This is a genomic window from Cytobacillus oceanisediminis (assembly GCF_003182355.1).
GTDB lineage: Bacteria > Bacillota > Bacilli > Bacillales > Cytobacillaceae > Cytobacillus > Cytobacillus oceanisediminis_A.
Genome location: NZ_QGTW01000013.1, coordinates 18732 through 41329, shown reverse-complemented (window position 1 = coordinate 41329; position 22598 = coordinate 18732). Strand labels below are relative to the sequence as shown.

At 41.7% G+C, this 22598-nt stretch carries 25 protein-coding genes; 16 read left to right on the top strand and 9 right to left on the bottom strand.

Annotated elements, in window-relative coordinates; translation table 11 throughout:
- Positions 1 to 77 precede the first annotated feature (77 nt).
- Together DFO73_RS20965 and DFO73_RS20960 are read left to right on the top strand one after the other, a co-directional pair.
- Positions 78 to 1808: an ABC transporter ATP-binding protein gene (locus DFO73_RS20965; protein ID WP_110066644.1), complete on the top strand. Its 1731-nt coding sequence runs from the start codon at positions 78 to 80 to the stop codon at positions 1806 to 1808.
- The gene (locus DFO73_RS20960; RefSeq protein ID WP_110066643.1) at positions 1801 to 3630 is read left to right on the top strand and encodes an ABC transporter ATP-binding protein; all 1830 of its coding nucleotides are present in this window, start codon (positions 1801 to 1803) and stop codon (positions 3628 to 3630) included. The genes DFO73_RS20965 and DFO73_RS20960 overlap by 8 nt, the downstream gene beginning before the upstream one ends.
- 86 nt (positions 3631 to 3716) lie before the next feature.
- Here DFO73_RS20960 and DFO73_RS20955 read toward each other — a convergent pair whose 3' ends face one another.
- Positions 3717 to 4778, bottom strand: coding sequence for a M20 family metallopeptidase (locus tag DFO73_RS20955; RefSeq protein WP_110066642.1), 1062 nt, complete (start codon positions 4776 to 4778; stop codon positions 3717 to 3719).
- Between the two features lie 710 nt (positions 4779 to 5488).
- Between DFO73_RS20955 and DFO73_RS20950 the strand changes: the two genes are divergently transcribed.
- Positions 5489 to 5995: a DoxX family protein gene (locus DFO73_RS20950; protein WP_110066641.1), complete on the top strand. Its 507-nt coding sequence runs from the start codon at positions 5489 to 5491 to the stop codon at positions 5993 to 5995.
- 389 nt (positions 5996 to 6384) lie between these two features.
- On the opposite strand, the gene DFO73_RS20945 is transcribed toward DFO73_RS20950, so the two are convergent.
- From DFO73_RS20945 to DFO73_RS20935, 3 genes are all read right to left on the bottom strand, one after another.
- Positions 6385 to 6573 (bottom strand): YfhD family protein, encoded by a 189-nt coding sequence (locus DFO73_RS20945; RefSeq protein ID WP_110066640.1) that lies wholly within the window; start codon positions 6571 to 6573, stop codon positions 6385 to 6387.
- A 91-nt stretch (positions 6574 to 6664) separates the two neighbouring features.
- Positions 6665 to 6790, bottom strand: coding sequence for a YfhE family protein (locus tag DFO73_RS20940; protein ID WP_110066639.1), 126 nt, complete (start codon positions 6788 to 6790; stop codon positions 6665 to 6667).
- Positions 6791 to 6915: 125 nt separating this feature from the next.
- Positions 6916 to 7821 (bottom strand): TIGR01777 family oxidoreductase, encoded by a 906-nt coding sequence (locus DFO73_RS20935; RefSeq protein ID WP_110066638.1) that lies wholly within the window; start codon positions 7819 to 7821, stop codon positions 6916 to 6918.
- 101 nt (positions 7822 to 7922) lie between these two features.
- Here DFO73_RS20935 and recX point away from each other — a divergent pair, with 101 nt between their 5' ends.
- A complete protein-coding gene (recX, locus tag DFO73_RS20930) occupies positions 7923 to 8732 on the top strand; it encodes a recombination regulator RecX (protein ID WP_110066637.1) in 810 nt (269 codons plus the stop codon).
- 25 nt (positions 8733 to 8757) lie between these two features.
- On the opposite strand, the gene DFO73_RS20925 is transcribed toward recX, so the two are convergent.
- The gene (locus DFO73_RS20925; RefSeq protein ID WP_110066636.1) at positions 8758 to 9432 is read right to left on the bottom strand and encodes an SDR family NAD(P)-dependent oxidoreductase; all 675 of its coding nucleotides are present in this window, start codon (positions 9430 to 9432) and stop codon (positions 8758 to 8760) included.
- A 226-nt stretch (positions 9433 to 9658) separates the two neighbouring features.
- Here DFO73_RS20925 and DFO73_RS20920 point away from each other — a divergent pair, with 226 nt between their 5' ends.
- On the top strand, positions 9659 to 9985 hold the full coding sequence (locus DFO73_RS20920) for a YfhH family protein (RefSeq protein WP_110066635.1): 327 nt from the start codon (positions 9659 to 9661) through the stop codon (positions 9983 to 9985).
- 22 nt (positions 9986 to 10007) lie between these two features.
- Here the strand turns inward: DFO73_RS20920 and DFO73_RS20915 are convergent, their stop codons facing one another.
- Together DFO73_RS20915 and DFO73_RS20910 are read right to left on the bottom strand one after the other, a co-directional pair.
- The gene (locus DFO73_RS20915; protein WP_009335831.1) at positions 10008 to 10166 is read right to left on the bottom strand and encodes a YpzG family protein; all 159 of its coding nucleotides are present in this window, start codon (positions 10164 to 10166) and stop codon (positions 10008 to 10010) included.
- A gap of 19 nt (positions 10167 to 10185) precedes the next feature.
- Positions 10186 to 10356 carry a small, acid-soluble spore protein K gene (locus tag DFO73_RS20910; protein ID WP_026581730.1) on the bottom strand — a complete coding sequence of 57 codons (171 nt, stop codon included), beginning with the start codon at positions 10354 to 10356 and terminating at the stop codon, positions 10186 to 10188.
- 128 nt (positions 10357 to 10484) lie between these two features.
- Here DFO73_RS20910 and DFO73_RS20905 point away from each other — a divergent pair, with 128 nt between their 5' ends.
- A complete protein-coding gene (locus DFO73_RS20905; RefSeq protein WP_110066634.1) occupies positions 10485 to 10754 on the top strand; it encodes a YfhJ family protein in 270 nt (89 codons plus the stop codon).
- 40 nt (positions 10755 to 10794) lie between these two features.
- Here the strand turns inward: DFO73_RS20905 and DFO73_RS20900 are convergent, their stop codons facing one another.
- On the bottom strand, positions 10795 to 11775 hold the full coding sequence (locus DFO73_RS20900) for a metal-dependent hydrolase (protein WP_110066633.1): 981 nt from the start codon (positions 11773 to 11775) through the stop codon (positions 10795 to 10797).
- A 294-nt stretch (positions 11776 to 12069) separates the two neighbouring features.
- Between DFO73_RS20900 and DFO73_RS20895 the strand changes: the two genes are divergently transcribed.
- Both DFO73_RS20895 and mutY read left to right on the top strand, forming a co-directional pair.
- Positions 12070 to 12381 (top strand): hypothetical protein, encoded by a 312-nt coding sequence (locus DFO73_RS20895; RefSeq protein WP_110066632.1) that lies wholly within the window; start codon positions 12070 to 12072, stop codon positions 12379 to 12381.
- A gap of 54 nt (positions 12382 to 12435) precedes the next feature.
- Positions 12436 to 13527, top strand: a complete 1092-nt coding sequence (gene mutY, locus DFO73_RS20890; RefSeq protein WP_375137340.1) for an A/G-specific adenine glycosylase — start codon at positions 12436 to 12438, stop codon at positions 13525 to 13527.
- 37 nt (positions 13528 to 13564) lie between these two features.
- Here the strand turns inward: mutY and DFO73_RS20885 are convergent, their stop codons facing one another.
- Positions 13565 to 13789 carry a hypothetical protein gene (locus DFO73_RS20885; RefSeq protein ID WP_110066630.1) on the bottom strand — a complete coding sequence of 75 codons (225 nt, stop codon included), beginning with the start codon at positions 13787 to 13789 and terminating at the stop codon, positions 13565 to 13567.
- 177 nt (positions 13790 to 13966) lie between these two features.
- Here DFO73_RS20885 and fabL point away from each other — a divergent pair, with 177 nt between their 5' ends.
- From fabL to DFO73_RS20840, 8 genes are all read left to right on the top strand, one after another.
- Entirely contained in the window at positions 13967 to 14716 is a 750-nt protein-coding gene (gene fabL, locus DFO73_RS20880; RefSeq protein WP_110066629.1) for an enoyl-[acyl-carrier-protein] reductase FabL, read from the top strand.
- 88 nt (positions 14717 to 14804) lie between these two features.
- Positions 14805 to 15005 (top strand): gamma-type small acid-soluble spore protein, encoded by a 201-nt coding sequence (locus DFO73_RS20875; RefSeq protein WP_026581723.1) that lies wholly within the window; start codon positions 14805 to 14807, stop codon positions 15003 to 15005.
- A gap of 445 nt (positions 15006 to 15450) precedes the next feature.
- Positions 15451 to 15702: a YgaB family protein gene (locus tag DFO73_RS20865; RefSeq protein ID WP_110066627.1), complete on the top strand. Its 252-nt coding sequence runs from the start codon at positions 15451 to 15453 to the stop codon at positions 15700 to 15702.
- A gap of 321 nt (positions 15703 to 16023) precedes the next feature.
- A complete protein-coding gene (gene ntdP / locus DFO73_RS20860) occupies positions 16024 to 16554 on the top strand; it encodes a nucleoside tri-diphosphate phosphatase (protein WP_026581721.1) in 531 nt (176 codons plus the stop codon).
- Between the two features lie 273 nt (positions 16555 to 16827).
- On the top strand, positions 16828 to 18576 hold the full coding sequence (locus DFO73_RS20855; RefSeq protein ID WP_110066626.1) for an ABC transporter ATP-binding protein: 1749 nt from the start codon (positions 16828 to 16830) through the stop codon (positions 18574 to 18576).
- Positions 18577 to 18914: 338 nt separating this feature from the next.
- Positions 18915 to 19931, top strand: a complete 1017-nt coding sequence (locus DFO73_RS20850; RefSeq protein ID WP_110066625.1) for an ABC transporter ATP-binding protein — start codon at positions 18915 to 18917, stop codon at positions 19929 to 19931.
- Positions 19906 to 20880 carry an ABC transporter ATP-binding protein gene (locus tag DFO73_RS20845; RefSeq protein WP_110066624.1) on the top strand — a complete coding sequence of 325 codons (975 nt, stop codon included), beginning with the start codon at positions 19906 to 19908 and terminating at the stop codon, positions 20878 to 20880. Before DFO73_RS20850 ends, DFO73_RS20845 begins: the two co-directional genes overlap by 26 nt.
- Positions 20881 to 20962: 82 nt before the next feature.
- The gene (locus DFO73_RS20840; protein ID WP_110066772.1) at positions 20963 to 22570 is read left to right on the top strand and encodes an ABC transporter substrate-binding protein; all 1608 of its coding nucleotides are present in this window, start codon (positions 20963 to 20965) and stop codon (positions 22568 to 22570) included.
- Positions 22571 to 22598 lie beyond the last annotated feature (28 nt).

The window sequence follows — 22598 nt, the reverse complement described above, 5'->3', positions numbered from 1 at the left end:
ATTTAGTTTATCGAAGGATTTCTGATGCCTTTTTATACATATATTATAATTTGCAATTACAGCTTGGGGGACTAGGAATGGCGAGGATTTTATCATACTTAAAACCGTACCGGATCGCGGTGGGTGTTGCTCTTATGCTAATGCTGACAGAGCTCGTGGTTGAGCTTATTCAGCCTTTGCTAATGGCAAAAATTATAGATAATGGAATTATGCAAAATGACCTTCAGGAGGTTATGAAATGGGGAGGAATCATGGTCGGAGCTTCATTTGCAGCTTTTGCAGCAGGCGTAATCAATTCCTTCTATGCTGCCCATGTTAGCCAAAGCTTCGGTTTTGATGTGAGAAAAAGTTTATATGAAAAAGTGCAATCTTTTTCTTTTGCCAATTTTAATCGCTTCCCCACTTCTTCTCTGATTACAAGAATGACAAATGATATTACACAGCTGCAAAATACAGTGTTCATGAGTCTCAGAATTATGATGAGAGCGCCACTATTAATTATCGGCGGTCTTGGGATGGCATTTGTAGTGGATGTAAAACTGGCACTCATTTTATCGGTTGTTTCACCTTTTCTATTTCTTTTCCTGTTTTGGGTGATGGGCAAAGGGGGGGCAATGTTTAAAGAGGTTCAGGAAAAACTGGATGCGGTAAATAGTGTTATGCAGGAAAATTTGTCGGGAATTCGTTTAATAAAAGCCTTTGTCCGCAGAAACCATGAGGTGAAACGCTTTACAGGAACCAATGAGGATCTTAGAGATGGAACAGTCAAAGCATTGCGGCTAATGGAAGTAACCATGCCGGTGCTTCTTCTAATTATGAACCTTTGCATTCTGGGTGTACTATGGTTTGGGAGCATCCAGGTCAATACAGGGGATGTGAAGGTGGGAGAGGTAGTCGCAATTGTCAACTATGCAACAAGGATAACGGCTGCTTTTTCCATCTTTTCCTGGATTATAATGGCCTTTTCAAGGGCCCGTGCCTCTGCAAATCGTGTCACTGAGGTATTGGAAACAGAGGTTGATTTAGCGGATCTTTTGGACTCCCGAAAGGATTTAACAGTCAATGAAGGAAAAATTGAATTTACAAATGTCTCATTTCAATATCCGGGAACGGCCGAAACGGTTCTCGACGATATCAGCTTTAAAATAAATCCGGGCGAAACGGTCGCCATCCTCGGTGCCACGGGAGCGGGCAAGACCTCTTTATTCCAGCTCATTCCCCGACTTTATGATGTAACAGAAGGAAAAGTTAAAATTGATGGGCATGATGTCCGCGAGATGAAAATGGAGAACCTCCGCAGGAAGGTCGGTTTCGTTCCGCAGGAAGCCTTGCTTTTTACAGGAAGTGTGAAAGAAAACATTTCATGGGGCAAGGAAGATGCTACTATGGAGGAAATTACTGCAGCAGCTGTAAATGCACAAATTCATGAAACCATTATGAAGCTTCCTCAGCAATATGATACAAGAGTGGGGCAAAAGGGTGTTAATCTATCCGGGGGGCAAAAACAAAGATTGTCGATTGCACGGGCTCTTGTGAGAATGCCAAAAATTTTGCTGCTCGATGACAGCACGAGCGCGTTGGATATGAAAACAGAAGCAAGGCTGCTGGGCACTCTAAAGGAGTATACTTGCACGACATTGATTATCACCCAGAAAATCAGCACCGCTATTGAAGCGGACCGGATTTTGCTTCTGGAGGATGGAAAGCTGCTGGCTGAAGGTGATCATGACAGCCTGCTAAAAACATCCGGTTTATACAAACGGATTTTCCAATCCCAATCAGGAGAGGGGAATAGAAACTATGCTTAAACATCTGAAAAGACCATTCCAATATAAAAAAATTCCTCTCCAGCTTGATGAAAAGGTTTCACCAGGGAAAAAGGCGAAATCAAAAAATATAGGTGTGACTTTAAAGCGAATTTGGTCCTTTCTTTCCTATAATAAAAGCTTGTTGTTCCTAGTTCTTCTCATGGTGCTCATCAGTTCCGCATTGGCTTTGCTAGGTCCATTTTTAGTGGGGGTGGCCATTGATGAATATATTGTCACACGAAATAGGGATGGTTTTATTACCTTGCTGGCAGGTCTGGCAGTGATCTATGTGTTTCACTCGCTTTCACTCTGGTTCCAGAACTATTGGATGATCGGCATTGCCCAAGAGACTGTTTTTACGATGAGAACAAGGCTTTTCAGGCATTTGCATAAGCTGCCGATTCCTTTCTTTGATAAACGGCAGCAAGGAGAATTAATGAGCAGGGTTACCAATGATATCGAGAATGTCAGCTCTACCTTGAATAGCTCAGTTATCCAGGTGTTCTCCAGTTTGCTTACCCTAATTGGCACGATTTCTGTGATGCTGTGGCTGAGTCCGCTGTTGACGCTGATCACGCTCATTATTGTGCCATTAATGTTTCTTGGCATGAAATGGATTACAAAAAGGACAGGAAAACTATTCAAGGAGCAGCAAAAAAATCTGGGCGAGCTAAATGGTTTTATTGAAGAAACGATATCAGGGCAACGAATCATTAAAACGTTTTCACAGGAAAAGAAAGTTATTGCCGAATTCCATGAGAAAGGGGAAAAGCTTAGGAGGGCAGGATTTTGGGCGCAGACCTATTCAGGGTTTATTCCGAAGCTAATGAATGTTCTGAATAACCTTAGCTTTGCCATAATTGCTGGGATAGGTGGTATTTTTGCTCTAAACGGAATGATCTCGATTGGTGTCATTGTCATATTTACCGAGTATTCCCGTCAATTTACCCGTCCGCTGAATGACCTGGCAAACCAGTTTAACACGCTGCTGTCTGCGATTGCCGGAGCTGAGCGGGTATTTGACATTATGGATGAAGAGGAAGAGTTTAAGAATGAAAAGGATCTTAAGGAGCTTGCACACGTTAAAGGAGAAGTCGAGTTCTGCAATGTTTCATTTTCATATGAAGAGGATGGCAATACGGTAAGGAATGTTAACCTCCATGTGAAAGCCGGACAGACGGCTGCTTTCGTAGGTCCGACCGGAGCAGGGAAAACAACCATGATCAATTTACTGTCCCGCTTTTATGAGCGGGATACAGGAATCATTTTAATAGACGGACAGGATATCTCCCTCGTGAAAAAAGAAAGCCTGAGGAAGAATATGGGCTTCGTCTTACAGGACTCCTTTCTATTCCGGGGTACGGTCCGTGAAAATATCCGCTACGGAAGGCTTGAAGCTTCAGATGAAGAATTGGTGAAAGCAGCAAAGCTCGCCAATGCCCATTCGTTCATCATGAAGCTTCCCCAGCAATACGACACCGTTTTAAGCCAGGACGGAAGCGGCATCAGCCAGGGGCAAAAACAGCTGTTATCTATTGCCAGGGCGTTCCTCGCTAACCCTGGCATTTTGATTCTGGATGAGGCAACAAGCAGTATTGATACTGTGACAGAACTAAAAATCCAGGATGCCCTGCAGGAACTGATGAAGGGCCGGACCAGCTTCGTCATTGCCCATCGCTTAAACACCATTCAAAATGCAGATAAAATTTTTGTACTTGAAGAGGGGCGCATTATCGAAGAAGGTACGCATGAATCGCTTCTCAAGCAGGAGGGCTTTTACTATCAGCTGCATGGTAAAGCTGCAGTTGGTGCACATGCATGAGATTAGGATAACCATCATAAAAAGGGGGACTTGAGCAATTTCAAGTCCCCCTTTTATTCTATCAATTAAGTTTTATGAGCTCTCCTTTAATTCGAAAACTTCATAGCGAAGTCTATAAGCATTTTTTCATATAAATGGATAGAGTGAGGAAGAACATATTCTTTATCACCGTGCCAGTTTAAGCCGGAAGGGCCAAATTCGATAGCCGGTATACCATAGTTAGCGAAAAAGACCGTATCGGCAGAACCGTGCTGTCCAAAGAACACGGCCTTATCTTCCGTATGTTTCTCGACAATCGGTTCGAGCATTAAGATGAAGGGGTTGTCCCTTTCAGTAACAAGCGGTTTACTGAACATATTGATGATTACTTCGCCATCTGTAATGCCTTCAATTTGTTTGATGACGTCTTCATGATTCTGTGTAGGCAAGTAGCGGATATCATAGGACATCACACATTTTTCCGGAACTTTATTATATACATCGCCGCCCTTAATTTTAGCCAGGTTAATCGATGGATATGGATAGAACTCGGATGATTCTTTTGCAAAAGGCAATTTTAGCAGTTTTTGATGGACTTCAAAGGCTTTTTCAATTGCGTTGATCCCTTCCCAGGGACGGCTGCCATGGGCGGGGTCTCCTTCAATTTCTATATCCAGTCTGATAACGCCTTTTGCTTCTAGCGCAATCCCCAGCTGAGTGGGTTCGGAACAAATGACAAAATCACCGCGAAACCCCTGCTCTGCGAGATAGCCGGAACAATTAAACCCGCCTATTTCTTCATCTGATACAATTTGGAGCTGTATTTTCACACCTAAAGGTTTATTGTGAAGCTCTTTGACCGCACACATCATGGCAGCAACTCCCGCTTTCATATCAGCTGAACCGCGGCCATAGATTTTATCTCTAACTTCCACAGGAATAAATTGCTCATCCTTTCCTGACACAACATCGACATGGCCATTAAAGATGACAGTTTGATCACCGCTTCCAATCTCGCAGACTGCCATTTTATATCCGTTGTTTTCAATCAATTCTGAAGGAAGGTCAGCGCCTGACAGCCACTGGTGGCAATATTCGATTGCCCGGTTTGCCCCCTCCTTGGTAGAGCTGTTAATTGAAATGAGATCCTTCAATACATTCTCAAGCATATTTTAAAAGATCCTCCTTTAGTTTTAACTGAATACGCTTTGCAAACATATCATTCCTATTCCCGGCTTTGGGTAGAAGAAATCGTACTTTTAAAAATTACTTATAAAAGAAGAACTTTCATTTGGCTTTAACTCTCCTAGCCAATAAAAAAGGAACCGATGAAAGGTTCCTCAATCTCAGCCCGACTGAAGCAGGCAAGTTTAACAGACTAAAAAGACAAAATTAAATGCCCCCTTCCCAGTAAGCGAAAAAAAGTATGATAATCAGGCTGTTTACTTATTCATGTATTTATCAACAGATTAAAGCTTGATATAAAGGAGATCCACAAACTTATCAATACTATCCACAGAATTCGATGGAAATATCAACGAGATTTTATTAACATCCATACGAAGGTATAATATACCTCAGTGAAAGCAGTTATTTAACTTATTAACTTTATCCACATCCTTGTGGATAAGATATCTGTTCACAACTTGTTCAAACTTAGCCCGATAATTGTGAAAAATTGGTGAAGTCCATTGCAGAAAGGCGTTGGAAGGAGTATATTAAAAGTGAAGAAAGATAGTGAAACATTTCACAAAGTGGAGCACTTAATCTTTTCTTTCTTCCCAAAAGCTGGCCGGCTTTTAAAAACCCTAAATGGGTTGAAAATTTTTTATTTGTTTATGTGAAAAACTTCACAATATAAAATATGGAGATGATTATCATGAAATGGTGGAAAACTCCGCAAGCGGCAGCAGCGTGGACAATATTAAGAATATGGCTTGGCATACAATGGCTTGAAGCAGGGTGGCATAAATTAGCAGATGGGTTTGATGCAGGCGGATTTATGCAGGGGGCCATTGCAAAAGCTGGCGGCGATCATCCTGCAGTACAGGCTTGGTATGCAGGATTCCTTGAAAGTGTAGCAGTGCCTAACGCAGATTTATTCAGCTTTTTAGTTGCATGGGGCGAAGTGCTTGTTGGTATCGGACTTATCCTTGGTGCAGCAACCATCCCGGCTTTAATCGCTGGTGCATTTATGAACCTTAACTTCTTACTGGCAGGAACTACAAGCACTAATCCCGTATTATATACAGCAGCAATCATCCTTCTCTTTACCGGAAGCGGTGCATACTTTTGGGGCGTTGACAGATTTGCAATTCCATATATCAAGACGATGATGAAAAAAGGCGGAAACGGCATCGGCAAAAGAGAAATCCATAATCACTAAATTTAATGAGAAGAAGCAGGGACATATTTCCCTGCTTCTTTTCCTAATGATAGGAAAGTGTATCTTTATACTTTGATAACTGTCTATCTGCAGCACCCTGCCGACTCGACGTTCTTCCCTCACCTCGCCTACAATGACGCGTAAAGCAAGGCGCAGGAAGTGTGCGTTTCTGAGCGTTATAAGTCAACATCGAATTGCTTTTGCTCTTCGTGTTTCCTATATCTTATAACAAGGAATCCAGGCTAAGAACGCCACATCCTGTGGCAAGGCCTGAGTGACCCACATCCTCCCAAAAACTTCCTGGTCGTTGCACCGTCGATACCAAGGGTGCCTTAGCTTTTTTATTGAAAAAGAGCTGCTTCCATATGGGAAGCTATATGATTGGCTGCTTAGCGTTTTTGTCTGTTTCTAGCACGCTGGTCAGCCGCCTTGGAACGTGCCATTGCTTCGAGGTCATCGTGATCGGCGAGATCGCGGTCGAATTCTACGTCTAAACCATCCGATTTCATGTTCTTTGGTACTTGTGGAAGTGATGCTTTGTTTCGGTCACGAGTTTTATGTCCATGTGCACGGCCCATTCTAAAAACCCCTTTCAACAATAAAAGTACGGAAACAGATTGCTTCCGTACTTTTATCATGTGCCATTTTTAAGGCTGGTATAGGTGGTAATTAATGTTTTGGCTGTTTTCCGGCAAATCCGCCGGCTTTGTCCGCTCTTTTGAATTCTCTGGAATAGGTAACTTCCTGCATGCTGGATAATGTACTTTTGGATTTGTCTTTTTTCTTTTTGTCCATTTTGTATCATCCTTTCAAAAAGTGTTTCAACTTTCCTTATTTTTCCCTTATTTGAAAGAATTGATACTGAAGATTCCGCAAAAAAAGGATTTTGCTGCTTAAATTAAAATTCGCAAACAATCCAATTATGAGTATATATCCGCTAATGCTTGCTTCAAGTTCTTAAACAAAAATTCGTACCCGTATGCTGTCAGTTTCTCCGGCAGCACTTTTTGTCCCTCTAATACAAGGGTGCTCATTTCTCCCAGGACTATTTTTAAAGCAAAGCCTGGAGCAGGAAGCCAGTGCGGGCGATGAAGAACCTCACCTAGGATCTGGCCAAATTCATACATTGTAACCGGATTGGGCGAAGTAAAATTGACCGGCCCTTGCAGCTGTTCTTTTTCTATGCAAAATAGAATCCCGCTGACAACATCATTCAAATGGATCCAGGAAACCCATTGACAGCCAGATCCAACTGTACCACCTGCAAATAATTTATAGGGGAGCGCCATTCGGGGAAGGGCACCTTCATTTTTCTCGAGAATAATGCCAAAACGGCAAAAAACTGTACGGACCTCCCATTCTTCCGCTTTGGAGGCCTCCATTTCCCAGCACCTTACAGTGTCAGCTAAAAAGTCGGAGCCTGCATTTTTGGATGCTTCTGTAAAAGTTTCATTTTCTGAAGTCCCGTAGTATCCAACTGCACTTGCGTTAATTAAGGTGTAGGGCTTTTCTGCCAGCCGGCTGATAATGCGAAGCACTTCCTTTGTTGCTGTAATCCGGCTGCTGAAAATACGCTTTTTGCGTTCCTCTGTCCATCTGCCGCTGTTAATGGATTCCCCAGCCAGATTTATAAATACATCTATTCCTTCAAGCTCATCTTCCGGTGAATCCGCTTTATTCAACCACTGTACATAATGAAGATTTTTGGAATTTTGTTTGTTCGCAGTATTTCTCGTTAAAATAAAAAGCTCGTGTCCGTTCTCCAATAATTTTTTCGCCAAGGCGCTTCCAACGAAACCGGTACCTCCTGTTATGGCTATTCTCATGGGAAATTCCCCTTTCAAGTGGCAATCCTTTCTTACATCTTACGACGTTTTCATTCTAAAACCTTTTTTAAATGTGTTACATTAAAAAAGAGGTGGAGAAAATGCCGATTATTACGAAAATCACTGTACAGAAAAAGAAAACAGACCGCTACAATATATATATGGATTATGGCAAGGGTGAAGAATACGCGTTTAGTGTGGATGAAGATGTTTTAATTAAACACCAGCTGAAGAAAGGGCTGGAGCTTGATGAATTCGCACTTAGTGAAATTGGCTACAAGGATGATATACGCAAATCCTATAACACTGCTATTCAGTATTTATCCAGAAGGATGCGCTCAGAAACCGAAGTCCGCAAACATTTAGCCGAAAAAGATGTTGAAGAACCTGTCATACAGGAAGTTATACACAAATTATATGACTATAAATTTTTAAACGATGAAGAATTCGCAAAAGCTTTCGTGCGTACACAAATGAATACTTCAGATAAAGGGAAAGGATTAATCCGCAATGAACTCAGGGAAAAAGGCATTTCCTCAAGATTAATTGAGGAAGCATTGGAGGAGTATCCCAGGGAAACTGAGCTCAATACAGCAATAAAACTTTGCGGTAAACAGGCACAAAAACTTTCCCGTGATTCCTCAAAGATTATCAAGCAAAAACTGGAACAAATGCTCATGCGCAAAGGTTTTAATTTTGATATTATTCAAGCAGCCATTGCGGAAACAGAGCTTGAAAAAGAAGAGGACGAAGAGATGGCAGCTTTAAAATTCCAGGCAGAAAAAGCCAAGAGAAAATATGCAAAGCTGACAAAATTTGAATACAAGCAGAAAATGAAACAAACCTTATTCCGCAAAGGATTTTCATTTGACTTAATTGAGCAGTATTTAAATAAAGATGAGGAAATATAAGAAACACATGGCATAAAGCCATGTGTTATTTTCTAGATTCTATCACAATTGTTTCTTCATCAATGCTATCCAAAATCAACTTTGCTACTTCTTTAGGAGAGCGAAGCTTTGATTTATCTTTGATGTGGTCGCTTTCATCCCAGAAAGGTGTGTCCATGCCGCCCATATATACGGCTTTGACCTTGATATTTGTGTTCTCAAGCTCTTTCTGCAGGCTCTCCGTGAGCCCTCTCACAGCAAATTTGCTTGCAACATATCCAGCTTCATTTACCTTTCCTTTTAGGCCCGCTGTGGAAATGATATTCATCAGCAATCCTTCATTCCTATCTTTCAAATAAGGCAATATAGCCTGTGACATATAAATAGTGCCAAGTACATTAGTATCAAGCATCTCGCTAATTTCTTTTTCAGCCATTTCTTCAAATGGGCCAAAGTGGCCAACTCCTGCATTATTAATCAAGCCGAAGAGAGAATAGCTTTGGACTGCATCCTTTATAAAATGGCGGACTTCTTCGGGCTTGGTAATGTCGAGAGAAAAGGATTGTGCGCTTCCGCCGGCATCTTGTATTTCCCCTTCAACTTCTTTAAGTTTCCCAAGTGTTCGCCCCGTCAAAATAATCTGGAAGCCTTGTTTTGCGCATAATAAGGCAAGCTCCCTTCCTAACCCTGATCCTGCGCCAGTGATAATAAGGGATTTCATATGTAATCGCTCCTTTTTGAAAACTATTCTATAAATGTCATTTTAGCAAAACAGGCAGTTTATTTCTTCTTGCCGGCTTTTAGCAATAAATTCTCCAGTCTTTTCTAACTAAGCTTTTTCCCCTATACTTAGCTATGGAGAAATATAATATAAAATAATACCTTTTATATAGGTTAGAGTGTTCAAAATACGTTTTAATTATCTAGAGAAAGTTAGAGGGATCGGTATGCAGGAAAAAAGATATAGCACAATGACTACATACGAGCTGCAGCAGGAAATTGCCAGCCTGAATGAAAAAGCCAGGAAAGCAGAACAGATGGGTATGGTGAACGAGTTTGCAGTGCTGGAGCGGAAAGTGATAATGGCGAAATCCTACCTGCTTAATCCGGATGATTTTAAGCCAGGGGAATTATATCAAATTGAAGGGGATCCAGGAGTGTATTTTAAAATTGAATATATGAATGGAGTATTTGCTTGGGGATATCGGTTAAATGGAAAAGGAGAAGAGGCTTTGCCGATTTCTATGCTTAAAAAATTAGAAGAAAGAGGATGATTTGAACATCCTCTTTCTGAGTTTAGGAATTTTTACGAATCTGTCGTTTTAAAATGATGAGGTCTTGAGTTTGCTGGGTTTCACCATTTACTTGTGAATGCGCACGCTTTGGCCTAAAATGCGGTGAAGTAAATGGACTGGAATACGGATTGTCGCCAAAAAAGTTTTTGCTGTTTCCCATAACCAAGCCTCCTCGAATTTTAAAATTCAGGTGTATCGTTCTCACGGTTTGATGAAGCTCTCATCCGTTCCTGAGGGTGTGTATTGATGGTGCCATCAGCCCGGCGTGAAGCGTACTCAGCTTTAGCCCGCGGCTCGCCCTCCAATTTATTGTTGTTTTGATTTGGGAAATTTCTTGCTTTATTGCGCATAAGCAGCCTCCTAAAACGGAATAGAGCGTAAACAGCATTAATGCCGTTCACGTAGTACTATTATTTGTTTTTATAAGCTAGGCTATGATGAGGAAAGCCTTTTAATAAATGGTAATGAGGTGATTTTTATGAATGAGTACCAGCAAAACCTTTATGAACTTTTATTGAAAAAAAATGATAAGCTGTCAGCCAGCCAGGCACAAACATGGATTGAACTTCTTTGGGAGGATTTCGAAGCAACATATGCCAAAGCCGGCAGAGAATATAAAGGCAGTGAAATAACAGAGCGAATTGTAAGGCAATGGGTAAAGAATTACGGCAGCAGACTCCATGAATTTGTGGCTAATAATCCTAAATACAAACATTTGCTTGAACAGGACAAAAATAAACTTAATTAAAAAACAGGCTGCCTTCAGAAAAGGCAGCCTGTCTTTAATTTTACCCAGGAATAATATCCAGTTTTTTACGAAGTTTTTCTTCACTAAAGATCCAGCCGGTGTAGGAAGACTGGATGGTTAATTCCCGGTCAAGCTGGACAACAGCCACGAACGGGTAATGGCCATTGCTCCGATAGCGAAGGTCAATGAAACGGACCTCATAATAATCATCGTACTCATCCACTTCCCATCGGTATACAGGAGAGAAGGATAAGAATGCCGATAGGTTCTTATCTTTCTTTGCTGCTTCAAGCACAGGTGTTTCAGGAACGGGAACTCGATTAAATTGATCGAGAACCCGCACGTGATTTTTAACAGCGCGTCCCACGAAAAACTGGTGCTTGCTCATAACCGCAACCCGCCAGTGGTTAAATCTCATAGTTGGGGCAATAATGATTTCGGTTGCATCTGGTATTATAGCCTTTACAGCTTTCAGGACGCTCCTCTGGGCTGCAAAACGGAGCAGATAGTACACCACAATGATTCCGTAAATGACTAAAAATGTATATCCGGGATGGGCCCCGAATGCCCAAATAAATAATCCGGCAACATGAATCCCGAAAATAAATGGGTCAAACGTGTTAATGATACCCAATGCGACCCATTTCGACGAAAAAGGCCTCAGTGCCTGTGTTCCATATGCATTAAAAATGTCGACAAATACATGCAGGAAAACGGCCAGAAATGTCCAAATCCAAAGATGAAGCAAGTTAGCTTCCGGAAAAAACGGATAAATAACCGCTAATATCACCAGTGGCCATAGCAGAACGGCTGGGATGGAATGGGTAATTCCCCTGTGGTTGCGTATATAAACGGCGTTATTTCTAAGCTTTAAAACTGTATCTATATCTGGTATTTGTGAACCTGCGATTGCTCCAATCATGACGCTGGTTGCAGTTGCTGAACTTTGTGCAACAACCGGATCAAGAGAGGCAATACCGCCAATCGCCAGCCCCATTACTACATGTGTGCCGGTATCCAAGAAGAAAGTACCTCCTTCCTTGGGAACATGATTTAAGTTAGAATGTGTGAATTTTGAACTTCGGTAATTGTCTAGCTGCGGCGCCTAGCCACCACGAGGTCTTAAGTCGTCCCCCTCATTAGGGCAGGCCTTTCCTGCGGGCTACGTCTTAAGCTTGAGGCCCGCAGGACAAGGCATACTTTGGAAGGACATCTGCGTTCCGTTTGACCAAGGCGCCTTTGCTTTTCTAAAGTGTATCAGCAAATTTCTTGTATTAACAGCTAATTATGGGTACCTTTAAAGGAGTTGCTTAAAATGAAACAAAACGTTCAAATGATTGTGCAATATGAAGTGAAAAACACATCATTTTCTCAGTATCAGGAAGTGATATCCAAGGTGATTGATATGCTGCCTTCTTATGATGCGGCAGAAATTAATATCTCTCACTATGCTGCGGATTCATATAAGATTATTGAATCCTTCATAGTTCCAACTGAGTCCCATTATTTTGCTTTGAAAAAACTTCGCAAATCCAAAAAGCACAATGTATTTGGCAGTTTGGATCCTTTTATTTCTGGCGGATTGGCCAAAATGGATTGCTGGGCTCTGAAAAAGGAACTGTACTAATATATTCCCATATTTCCGATTGTTTAACATCAGGAGGAGCAAAAATTGAAAGAAATAAGCAAAAACAATATTGATTCAATTGATATAAAAGGTTTTCAGGATGATCTGTTATGCTGGTTTCAAGCAGAACAAAGGGACCTCCCATGGAGAAAGGACCAGGATCCCTATAAGGTTTGGGTTTCGGAAATCATGCTGCAGCAAACCCGAGTGGATACAGTCATTCCTTATTTTCATCGTTTTATTGAGCAGTTTCCTACGATAAAAGATCTATCTGAAGCAGAAGAAGAAAAGGTGTTAAAAGCCTGGGAAGGTTTGGGCTATTATTCACGGGCAAGAAACTTGCAGGCAGCTGTCCGGGAAGTTCATCAAAAATATGGCGGAAAAGTCCCGGATACACCCAAAGAAATTTCCTCATTAAAGGGAGTGGGACCATATACAGCAGGAGCAATTTTAAGCATTGCTTACGGTATTCCTGAACCGGCAGTTGATGGCAATGTTATGCGTGTACTTTCCCGGATACTTTCCATCTGGGACGATATTGCAAAGCCTTCAACGAGAAAGGTTTTTGAAGCTGCGGTCCGAAAATTGATTTCCCACGAAAATCCATCCCATTTTAATCAGGCGCTGATGGAGCTCGGGGCTTTAATCTGTACACCGACGTCTCCTTCCTGCTTATTATGTCCTGTTCGGGAGCATTGTACCGCTTTTCATGAAGGAAAACAGCACGAGCTTCCTGTAAAAACGAAAACAAAAAAGCAGCGGAATGTGCAATTGGCAGCGGCAGTTCTCGCAGATAATCAAGGAAGAATCCTCATTCATAAACGTCCGGAAAAAGGCCTCCTCGCAAATCTGTGGGAGTTTCCGATGGTAGAGATTAATCTCGCTTATGTAAGTGAAAAAGAACAAATGAAGGATGCATTCCACACGGAATATGGTGCAAAAATCGAAATTGATGAGATGACAGGCCAAATCGAGCATGTTTTTTCCCATTTAACCTGGAATATCAATGTTTACAAAGGGAAAATTATTTCGGTTGTAAAGGAAGAAGCCGATTTAAAGTTGGTAACCCTTGATGAAATCAATGAATACCCTTTTCCGGTTTCCCACCAGAAGATGTTCAAGCAATTTTTGGACAGTGAAATATAAAAAAAAGGGGGGTATCCCCCTTTTTAAAGAATATCGCTTAATCGTAGCTTATACGCGTTCCATGGGTATAATCGGCTTCCTGTCTTTTTAACCCGCCCCGACTCTCGATTTCTTCAATTATTTCCCTATGGATGGTTTGTCCCTCAGAATTTAAATAGGGCATAATTTGCTGAAATGAATGATGATAAAAAGCAAGTTCGTCGTCCTTCCAATCAGTTTTCGGCATCATGGAAAGCTCGGTCATATCACGGCCAACATACATATGCTATCTTCCTTTCATCTCGATATAATTACTGATAGTGTTTTAATCCGAATTGCCATATATACATGGAAAAAGCTAAAATGGTAAGCGAAACAGGGGGATTTATTTTTAGATTCCCGGGATAGCAATCCTTAAACAAATTAGACAAAGGAATACATAAAAGAAAGGAAATGAATCATGACACAAAAAGTAGCACTTATTACAGGAAGCAGCAGAGGGATTGGAAAAGCCACAGCCATCAGGCTTGCAAAGGAAGGCTATGATATTGTCATCAATTATGCACGCAGCAAATCAGCTGCCAATGAGACAGCAGCTGAAATCGAGGCATTGGGTAGAAAGGTGCTAGTTGTAAAGGCAAATGTGGGCGATGTGGAAAAAATTAAAGGGCTTTTTCAGGAAATTGACCGTGAATTTGGAAGGCTGGACGTCTTTGTCAATAATGCAGCTTCGGGTGTTTTGCGTCCTGCGATGGAATTGGAAGAATCCCATTGGGATTGGACCATGAACATTAACAGCAAAGCTTTATTATTCTGTGCACAGGAAGCAGCGAAGCTAATGGAGAAAAATGAAGGCGGAAGAATAGTAAGCATCAGCTCCCTTGGATCTATCCGCTATCTGGAAAATTACACGACAGTTGGCGTTTCCAAAGCAGCTTTGGAAGCACTCACACGCTACTTGGCAGTTGAATTGGCACCTAAAAATATTATTGTAAATGCTGTTTCAGGCGGTGCAGTCGATACAGAGGCATTAAAGCATTTTCCTAATCGCGCAGAGCTTTTGGAAGAAGCAAAAACCAAGACGCCTGCAGGCCGCATGGTAGAAATTGAAGATATGGTAAATACGGTAATGTTTCTAATTGGCGAAGAATCAAGCATGATCCGGGGCCAGACTATTATTGTAGATGGCGGGATCTCTCTGCTCGTGTAAAATAAATTTTGGATATTTTTGGTTTTTAAAAAAGGTAGGATAGTTTCCTCCCCGCCTGGTTAAATTAATGAGCGTGGAGGTGATTATAATGGCTAAACAACCAAACCAAACTCAAGCTGGAACTAACGTTCAAGAAGTGAGACAACAAAACGCTCAATCTGCAGGTCAAGCTGGACAAGGCCAATTCGGTACTGAATTTGCCAGCGAAACAAACGCTGCTGAAGTAAGACAACAAAACCAGCAAGCTGAAGCTCGCAAAGGCCAAAACGCTGGCCGTCAAAGCCGCTAATTAAATTAGCAGTATACTTAAAAGAAGCCGTCCTTCAATCTGAAAGGGCGGTTTCTTTTTTTGTGAAGACTGGGGTAGAGCTCATTGTTTATTTTGGGACTATGTTGATTGGAGCGAAGGCACGAGTCCTTAAAAATGGGTTCGCATTTCCTTCGTGCGGTGATTATTCAAGGATACAGATTCAATGTCAGCGGGAGAGCGAGACCAAGCAGGCGTGCAGGCGCCAGGACCGCCCGCAGAAAGCGGGCGCTGGAGCAAATTAACAAACAAATTGTGGAAATAGTTTTATTTTCCTCTTAAGAAGGAAACAACTTATATTGGAATTGATAAAGAAAAATAGGAATCGACAAAACTTCCATAAAGTCAACATAAGTAGTCAAAGGGTTGGAAGAAGGGGCATCGAATAATACATACTAGGAAAAATAAATGGGACGGTGAAACGATCATGAAAAACTTTAACAGTTTGGTGTCAGAGCAAATGAAAACGATGGAAAAGCTTCTTTATCTGCAAAGTGAATTGGAACGCTGCCAGGAGATTGAGGAAGAACTTAAAGCTATCCAGCAGGAAACGGAACTGGAAAGTGTCCAGTACGAAATTGCAAGGATGAAATCTGAGCTGAAAGAGATTCACCGTGTTTTTGAGGAACAGACAGAAGAGGTTATCCGCTCTTATCAGGAAGTAAATGTAACCGTTTAAATGAGTTATCTCTAATTTCTGTTGGTTCTAAATTGGTTTAATATCATAAGCAATTAAATGTTTTTAAAAGTTTAAAATCAGATATTATATCCTTTTTTGGCAGCCGTTGATACATTTCAATGGCTCTTTTGTTTTAAAATTTTCCTTTTACCGTTATAATAGTAGAAAATAGGAATCGTACTTTGTTGCCTTTTGTCTATGATAATATTGAGCTCATGCTGCAAAGTGTAAGGCTTCGGCATGGAGGAGAGGGCGCTTAATAAGGCGCCGATAATTTTTTACAGGTTGCAAAGCTTCCGGAATAGGAAAGTAGGGGAAAAAATGGCGGTACCCATAGAAGGCGAACCAATGCAAATTCACAGCTATAAACATAATGGGCATATCCACCGCGTCTGGGAGGAAACAACCGTATTAAAAGGGACACAAAATTTAGTGATTGGCGGTAATGACCGGACGATTGTAACAGAATCTGACGGAAGAACATGGGTTACAAGAGAGCCGGCCATTTGTTATTTTCATTCCCAGCACTGGTTTAATGTGATTGGAATGATTCGGGAGGACGGAGTCTATTACTACTGCAACATTAGCTCTCCATTTATTTTTGACGGAGAAGCGTTAAAGTATATTGACTATGATCTGGATATTAAAGTATTTCCAGATATGACGTTTAATCTATTGGATGAAGATGAGTATGAACGGCACCGTCAGGAAATGAATTATCCCGATGTAATTGACAGCATCCTAAAATCCAATGTGGACAATCTCATCCATTGGATCCGCCAGCGAAAGGGCCCTTTTGCACCGGACTTTATTGATATATGGTATGAACGATACTTAACTTACAGACGCTAAAAAAACTGGTGAAAGTGCCAAAATAACGCCTGTTGGACCTAGAGTCAGCAGGTTTTTATTTTTGGCCTTATTTTTGCATGTTTGCTGAGATTAGGGGTAATTTTAAGAAAATAACTGTCCTTGTGAGGAGAAAACAGCCTTTTAATCAGCAGGTTCTTACTTTTACCGGGAAGCATGTACCGGCAATAACCAAGTTAATCCATTCATCAACAAAAAAAAGGATATATCAAAGAAATATAGAGCTGTATTAGATGGAGAGGGGGAGCGAGCCGGTTGGATAGTATAAAAAGATATTTAAATTTTGTAAAGCCGTATCGCCTTCAGATTATCGGAACAATCATAATTGGCATTATCAAGTTTGCCATTCCGCTATTGATTCCGCTTCTGATCAAATATGTTATTGATGATATTATCGGCAATGAGGCATTAAGCCAGAGTGATAAAACTAACACACTCTTAATCGTTATGGGCATCATGATCGCGGTGTTTGTCATTGCACGTCCGCCGATTGAGTATTACCGGCAATATTTTGCCCAGTGGGTGGCAAGCAAAATTTTATTTGATATTCGTGATAAGCTATATACCCATATTCAAAAGCTAAGCTTTAGGTTTTACGCAAATAACCGGACTGGGGAAGTTATCTCAAGGGTTATTAATGATGTGGAGCAGACCAAAACCTTTGTTGTAACTGGATTAATGAATCTGTGGCTTGATGTTGCGACCATTTTGATTGCTGTTGTGATCATGCTGAATATGGATGTTACCTTGACAATTGTGTCGCTGCTTTTATTTCCGTTCTATGCTTTTTCGGTTAAATACTTTTTCGGGAATCTCAGAAAGCTGACGAGAGCCCGCTCACAGGCTCTAGCGGAAGTTCAGGGATATTTGCATGAACGGGTCCAGGGGATGGCTGTAGTGAAAAGCTTTGCCATTGAAGATTATGAACAAACCCAATTTGATGCGCAAAATAAAAACTTTCTGACGAAGGCAATTGACCATACAAAATGGAATGCAAAGGCGTTTGCTGTGGTTAATACGATTACAGATATTTCACCGCTTCTTGTCATTGGCTATTCAGGCTATCAGGTGATCCAGGGCGATATCTCACTCGGTGTGATGATGGCCTTTATTGCCTATATAGACAGATTGTATAGCCCGCTCAGAAGGCTTGTTAATTCTTCGACAACCTTAACCCAATCGATTGCCTCCATGGACCGGGTTTTCGAATTGATTGATGAGGAATACGATATAGATGACTCACCTGATGCAATAGAGTGCCGGGATGTGAAGGGCCATATCCAGTTTGAAAAAGTAAGCTTCTCATACAATGAGAATGAAGCTTCTGTATTAAAGGATATATCCCTAGATGTGAAAGAAGGGGAAACGGTTGCGCTAGTAGGGATGAGCGGCGGCGGAAAGTCTTCATTGGTGGGCCTGATCCCGCGCTTTTATGATGTAACCGAAGGAAGAGTCCTGCTTGATGGGACCGATATCCGTTCCTTTAAAGTCCGCAGTCTGCGCGATAAAATCGGCATGGTGCTCCAGGATAATATTTTGTTTAGTGAATCAGTAAAAACAAATATCCTTCTGGGGAAGCCGGAAGCAACAGATGAAGAAGTGATCGAAGCTGCCAAGGCTGCCAACGCACATGAATTTATTATGAACTTGCATGATGGGTATGAAACAAAGGTCGGTGAACGAGGTGTCAAACTTTCAGGAGGGCAGAAACAGCGCATTGCCATTGCAAGAATCTTTTTGAAGAATCCGCCCATCCTTGTTTTGGATGAAGCAACTTCTGCTTTGGACCTTGAGAGTGAACATCTGATACAGGAAGCCTTGGAAAAATTGGCAAAGGATCGCACGACGTTTATCGTGGCACATCGTCTTTCCACGATTACCCATGCTGATCGAATTATCCTAATAGAACATGGAGAAATTTCTGAAGCAGGAAGCCATGACGAATTAATGAAAAAACAAGGAAATTATTATAAGCTATTTCAAGTTCAGCAGCTTGAACATTAGGACTAAAAGCCGGCTCTAAGAAGGGTCGGCTTTCTTTTGCTTTTTTATGGTATCGCGTTAAATTGCTATAGTGTAACAATATTTAAGTGAAAAAAATCAGTCATTAATATACATCCTTTTCATACATATTATTAGAAAACTATTAATTTTCATAGGTAGAATGACACAGAATTATGTCGAAAAATATATAATGTTTACTATATTTAAATAATTTAGAAAAATGAGTAGACTTAAACTATCTTTTTTTATAGAATGAGAAAAAGATAGTGACCTAAGTTCCAAAATTGTTAAAAATGTCCTAATTCATAGAAAAGGATGATTAAGAAAGGAGTATCCGTGTGACTCAAGCTCCAGTTTTAGATGTAAAGCAGCTAAGGACTTCCTTTTTCTCTTCGGATGGTGAAGTACCGGCCGTGGATGATATAAGTTTCTCCGTTAATAAGGGAGAGGTCCTTGGAATAGTCGGGGAATCCGGCTGCGGCAAGAGTGTTACTTCCCTATCCATAATGAAGCTTATTCCACAGCCGCCAGGAAAAATTGTTGGAGGAGAAATTCTTTTGGACGGCGAAAATCTGGTGAACGCTTCAGAAAAAAGAATGCGTGAAATAAGAGGCAATGAAGTGGCGATGATTTTTCAGGAGCCGATGACTTCATTGAATCCTTTATTCACGATTGGCGACCAGCTGGTAGAAGGCATCAAAATACATAAAAAAGTAAACAAGAAGGCTGCGGCCCAGCAGGCAGTTGAAATGCTGAAGCTAGTCGGACTGCCGAGAGCAGAGCAAATTATGAAGGAATATCCTCATCAGCTATCCGGAGGGATGAGGCAGAGAGTTATGATTGCCATGGCGTTGTCTTGCCATCCGAGACTCCTGATTGCCGATGAGCCGACAACCGCTTTAGACGTGACAATACAGGCTCAAATCCTTTCCCTGATGAAGGATCTTAACGAGAAATTGGATACAGCAATTATTATGATCACCCATGATTTAGGCGTGGTCGCTGAAGTCTGCGAGCGGGTCATCGTGATGTATGCAGGAAAAATTGTCGAAGAAGCGCCGGTAGAAGAGATTTTTAAGAATCCGAAGCATCCTTATACGCAGGGGCTGCTTCAATCTGTACCGGATGTCCGGGAAAAGAAAGAACGTCTTTATTCTATCCCGGGAAATGTGCCAAAGCCGGGGTCAATCAAGACAGGCTGCCGATTTGCAGCACGCTGCGAGTTTGTCCATGACCGCTGCATGGCTGAAAGTCCTTCGCTTTACAATGTTGAAGAAGCAGAACAGCATACTGTACGCTGTTTTCTGCACGAGACAGGGGGTGTAGTGAATGACCGAAGTGCTGTTGGAAGTTAATCAATTAAAAAAGTACTTTCCGGTGACTGGCGGACTTTTTGGCAGAAAAACAGGTGATGTTAAAGCAGTTGACGACATCAGTTTCTTTGTCAATAAAGGGGAAACACTTGGTCTAGTCGGAGAATCTGGATGCGGTAAATCCACTACAGGAAGAATGCTAATGCGACTGATTGAACCAACTGAAGGAAAAGTGGTTTTCGAAGGAAAAGATCTAACAAGCTTAAGCTCCGGTGAAATGCGCAAAATGAGAAAGGAAATGCAGATGGTGTTCCAGGATCCATTTGCTTCCCTGAATCCACGCCATACTGTTGAACAGATATTGGAGGAGCCACTTATCGTCCATGGCATTGGCGATAAAGAGGAGCGAAAGCGAAGGGTAAGGGAGATGCTGGAGGTTGTCGGCCTCAGCAGCTACCATGCAAAGCGCTATCCACACCAATTCAGCGGCGGCCAGAGGCAGAGAATCGGAATTGCACGAGCACTTATGACAAAGCCGAAGCTGATCATTGCAGATGAACCAGTTTCAGCTCTCGATGTATCGATTCAATCACAGGTATTAAACCTGCTTGAGGATTTGCAAAAGGAATTTCAGCTTACATATATATTCATTGCCCATGATCTTGGGGTGGTTAAACATATTAGTGATAGAGTTGGAGTTATGTATCTTGGAAGGCTGGTAGAAATCACAACAGCTGACCAGCTTTATGACAAGCCGCTGCATCCGTATACGCGAGCTTTGCTTGGTGCAGTTCCAATTCCTGATCCGGCTTTAAAGAAAGACAGGGAGCTTTTAACCGGGGATATTCCAAGCCCGCAGAATCCTCCAGCTGGATGCGCGTTCCACACAAGATGCAAAGAATGCATGGATATTTGTAAAACAGACAGACCTCAATTAGAGGAAATTGAACCTGGTCACTTTGCAGCCTGCCATTTGTACAGTTCTCGATGAGCTGGCAAAATGGCAGCACTGCATGGATGATAAATATGTAAAGACGCCTGTAAAACAGGCAAAAGAAAAAAGGGGGAAAACAATGAAAAAGCGCAATGGTATTTGGTTCCTTATTGTAGCCATGCTTCTGTCACTGGCACTTGCCGGCTGCAGCAGCTCAAGCAGCGGAACGAAGGAAGAAGAGGATAATGAGAAAGGCACAGATACAGAAGAAACAACTTCAGGAGGTACGCTTGTCTTTGGACGCGGCGGTGATTCCACTTCACTTGACCCGGCTATTACAACAGAAGGTGAATCTTTTAAAGTAACTAAAAATATCTATGAAACACTAATTAACTTCGGTGAGCAGGATACAGAAATTGAAGCGGGTCTTGCTACTGAATGGGAAACAAGCGAAGATGGCCTAAAGCACACATTAAAGCTTCGTGAAGGTGTTAAATTCCATGATGGAACAGATTTCAATGCTGAAGCGGTTGTCTTCAACTTTGAAAGATGGAAAGCAGGAAGCGCTGAACAATTCTACTATTACAACTCTCAATTTGGAGACAAGATCTCTGAAGTTAAAGCAGTTGACGATTATACAGTAGAGTTCATTTTAAACAAGCCGATTGCTCCATTCCTAAAAAACCTGGCTATGTCTCCATTCGGAATTGCAAGCCCGGCTGCTGTTGAAAAGCACGGTGATAAGTTCCTTCAAAATCCTGTAGGAACTGGTCCATTCAAATTCCAGGAATTGAAGCCCAATGACCGTATTACTCTTGTGAAAAATGAAGATTACTGGCAAGAAGGCTTACCTAAGTTAGATCAAGTAATCTTCCGAGTTATCCCTGAAAACTCTGCACGTTTGAATGCATTGGCAACAGGCGAGGTTGATCTGATTGATGGCGTTAACTTCAGTGATGTAGGACAAATTGAAGGAAATCCGGATTTACAGGTTTTTGAGCGTCCAACTCTAAACGTTGCTTATCTTGGATTAACAAGCACTCGCGGACCATTGAAAGAAAAGCTGGTACGTCAGGCACTGAACTATGCAGTTGATAAGCAGGCATTAATCGATGCATTCTATGCAGGCGCAGCTGAACCTGCGAAGAACCCAATGCCTCCGGTCGTAGCAGGATATAACGATGATGTTCAAGATTATGAGTACAACCCTGAAAAGGCGAAAGAACTATTAAAAGAAGCGGGATATGAAGACGGATTTGAAATGGAACTATGGGCTATGCCTGTTCCAAGACCATACATGCCAGATGGACAAAAGGTAGCAGAAGCTCTTCAAGCCAACTTTGATGCGATCGGCGTAAAAGCTAAAATTGTTTCCTATGAGTGGGGTACTTACCTGGATAAAGCAAAGAATGGTGAAGCAGATACATTCCTGCTTGGCTGGACAGGCGACAACGGAGATGCGGATAACTTCTTATACGTACTTCTTGACCAGGACAGCATTGGATCCAATAACTACTCTTACTACAAAAACCCTGAAGTGCATGACTTATTGGTGAAAGCACAAGCAAGTGCAGACCAGGCAGAGCGTGAAGAACTATACAAACAGGCTCAGCTTATCATTAAAGAAGATGCTCCTTGGATTCCGCTTGTCCACTCAAGACCAATCCTTGCGGGAAAAGCAGATATAACAGGATTCAAGCCGCACCCAACAGGTTCTGATTTATTATCAACTGTTGAATTTAAATAAGATAATAGGCTGAGAGTATGCGGACTCT

Bases quoted from the DNA above. Each gene is read 5' to 3' on its own strand.
- DFO73_RS20965 (WP_110066644.1), top strand. From the start codon at position 78: ATGGCGAGGATTTTATCATACTTAAAACCGTACCGGATCGCGGTGGGT.
- DFO73_RS20960 (WP_110066643.1), top strand. From the start codon at position 1,801: ATGCTTAAACATCTGAAAAGACCATTCCAATATAAAAAAATTCCTCTC.
- DFO73_RS20955 (WP_110066642.1), bottom strand. From the start codon at position 4,778: ATGCTTGAGAATGTATTGAAGGATCTCATTTCAATTAACAGCTCTACC.
- DFO73_RS20950 (WP_110066641.1), top strand. From the start codon at position 5,489: ATGAAATGGTGGAAAACTCCGCAAGCGGCAGCAGCGTGGACAATATTA.
- DFO73_RS20945 (WP_110066640.1), bottom strand. From the start codon at position 6,573: ATGGGCCGTGCACATGGACATAAAACTCGTGACCGAAACAAAGCATCA.
- DFO73_RS20940 (WP_110066639.1), bottom strand. From the start codon at position 6,790: ATGGACAAAAAGAAAAAAGACAAATCCAAAAGTACATTATCCAGCATG.
- DFO73_RS20935 (WP_110066638.1), bottom strand. From the start codon at position 7,821: ATGAGAATAGCCATAACAGGAGGTACCGGTTTCGTTGGAAGCGCCTTG.
- recX (WP_110066637.1), top strand. From the start codon at position 7,923: ATGCCGATTATTACGAAAATCACTGTACAGAAAAAGAAAACAGACCGC.
- DFO73_RS20925 (WP_110066636.1), bottom strand. From the start codon at position 9,432: ATGAAATCCCTTATTATCACTGGCGCAGGATCAGGGTTAGGAAGGGAG.
- DFO73_RS20920 (WP_110066635.1), top strand. From the start codon at position 9,659: ATGCAGGAAAAAAGATATAGCACAATGACTACATACGAGCTGCAGCAG.
- DFO73_RS20915 (WP_009335831.1), bottom strand. From the start codon at position 10,166: ATGGGAAACAGCAAAAACTTTTTTGGCGACAATCCGTATTCCAGTCCA.
- DFO73_RS20910 (WP_026581730.1), bottom strand. From the start codon at position 10,356: ATGCGCAATAAAGCAAGAAATTTCCCAAATCAAAACAACAATAAATTG.
- DFO73_RS20905 (WP_110066634.1), top strand. From the start codon at position 10,485: ATGAATGAGTACCAGCAAAACCTTTATGAACTTTTATTGAAAAAAAAT.
- DFO73_RS20895 (WP_110066632.1), top strand. From the start codon at position 12,070: ATGAAACAAAACGTTCAAATGATTGTGCAATATGAAGTGAAAAACACA.
- DFO73_RS20885 (WP_110066630.1), bottom strand. From the start codon at position 13,789: ATGTATGTTGGCCGTGATATGACCGAGCTTTCCATGATGCCGAAAACT.
- fabL (WP_110066629.1), top strand. From the start codon at position 13,967: ATGACACAAAAAGTAGCACTTATTACAGGAAGCAGCAGAGGGATTGGA.
- DFO73_RS20875 (WP_026581723.1), top strand. From the start codon at position 14,805: ATGGCTAAACAACCAAACCAAACTCAAGCTGGAACTAACGTTCAAGAA.
- DFO73_RS20865 (WP_110066627.1), top strand. From the start codon at position 15,451: ATGAAAAACTTTAACAGTTTGGTGTCAGAGCAAATGAAAACGATGGAA.
- ntdP (WP_026581721.1), top strand. From the start codon at position 16,024: ATGGCGGTACCCATAGAAGGCGAACCAATGCAAATTCACAGCTATAAA.
- DFO73_RS20845 (WP_110066624.1), top strand. From the start codon at position 19,906: ATGACCGAAGTGCTGTTGGAAGTTAATCAATTAAAAAAGTACTTTCCG.
- DFO73_RS20840 (WP_110066772.1), top strand. From the start codon at position 20,963: ATGAAAAAGCGCAATGGTATTTGGTTCCTTATTGTAGCCATGCTTCTG.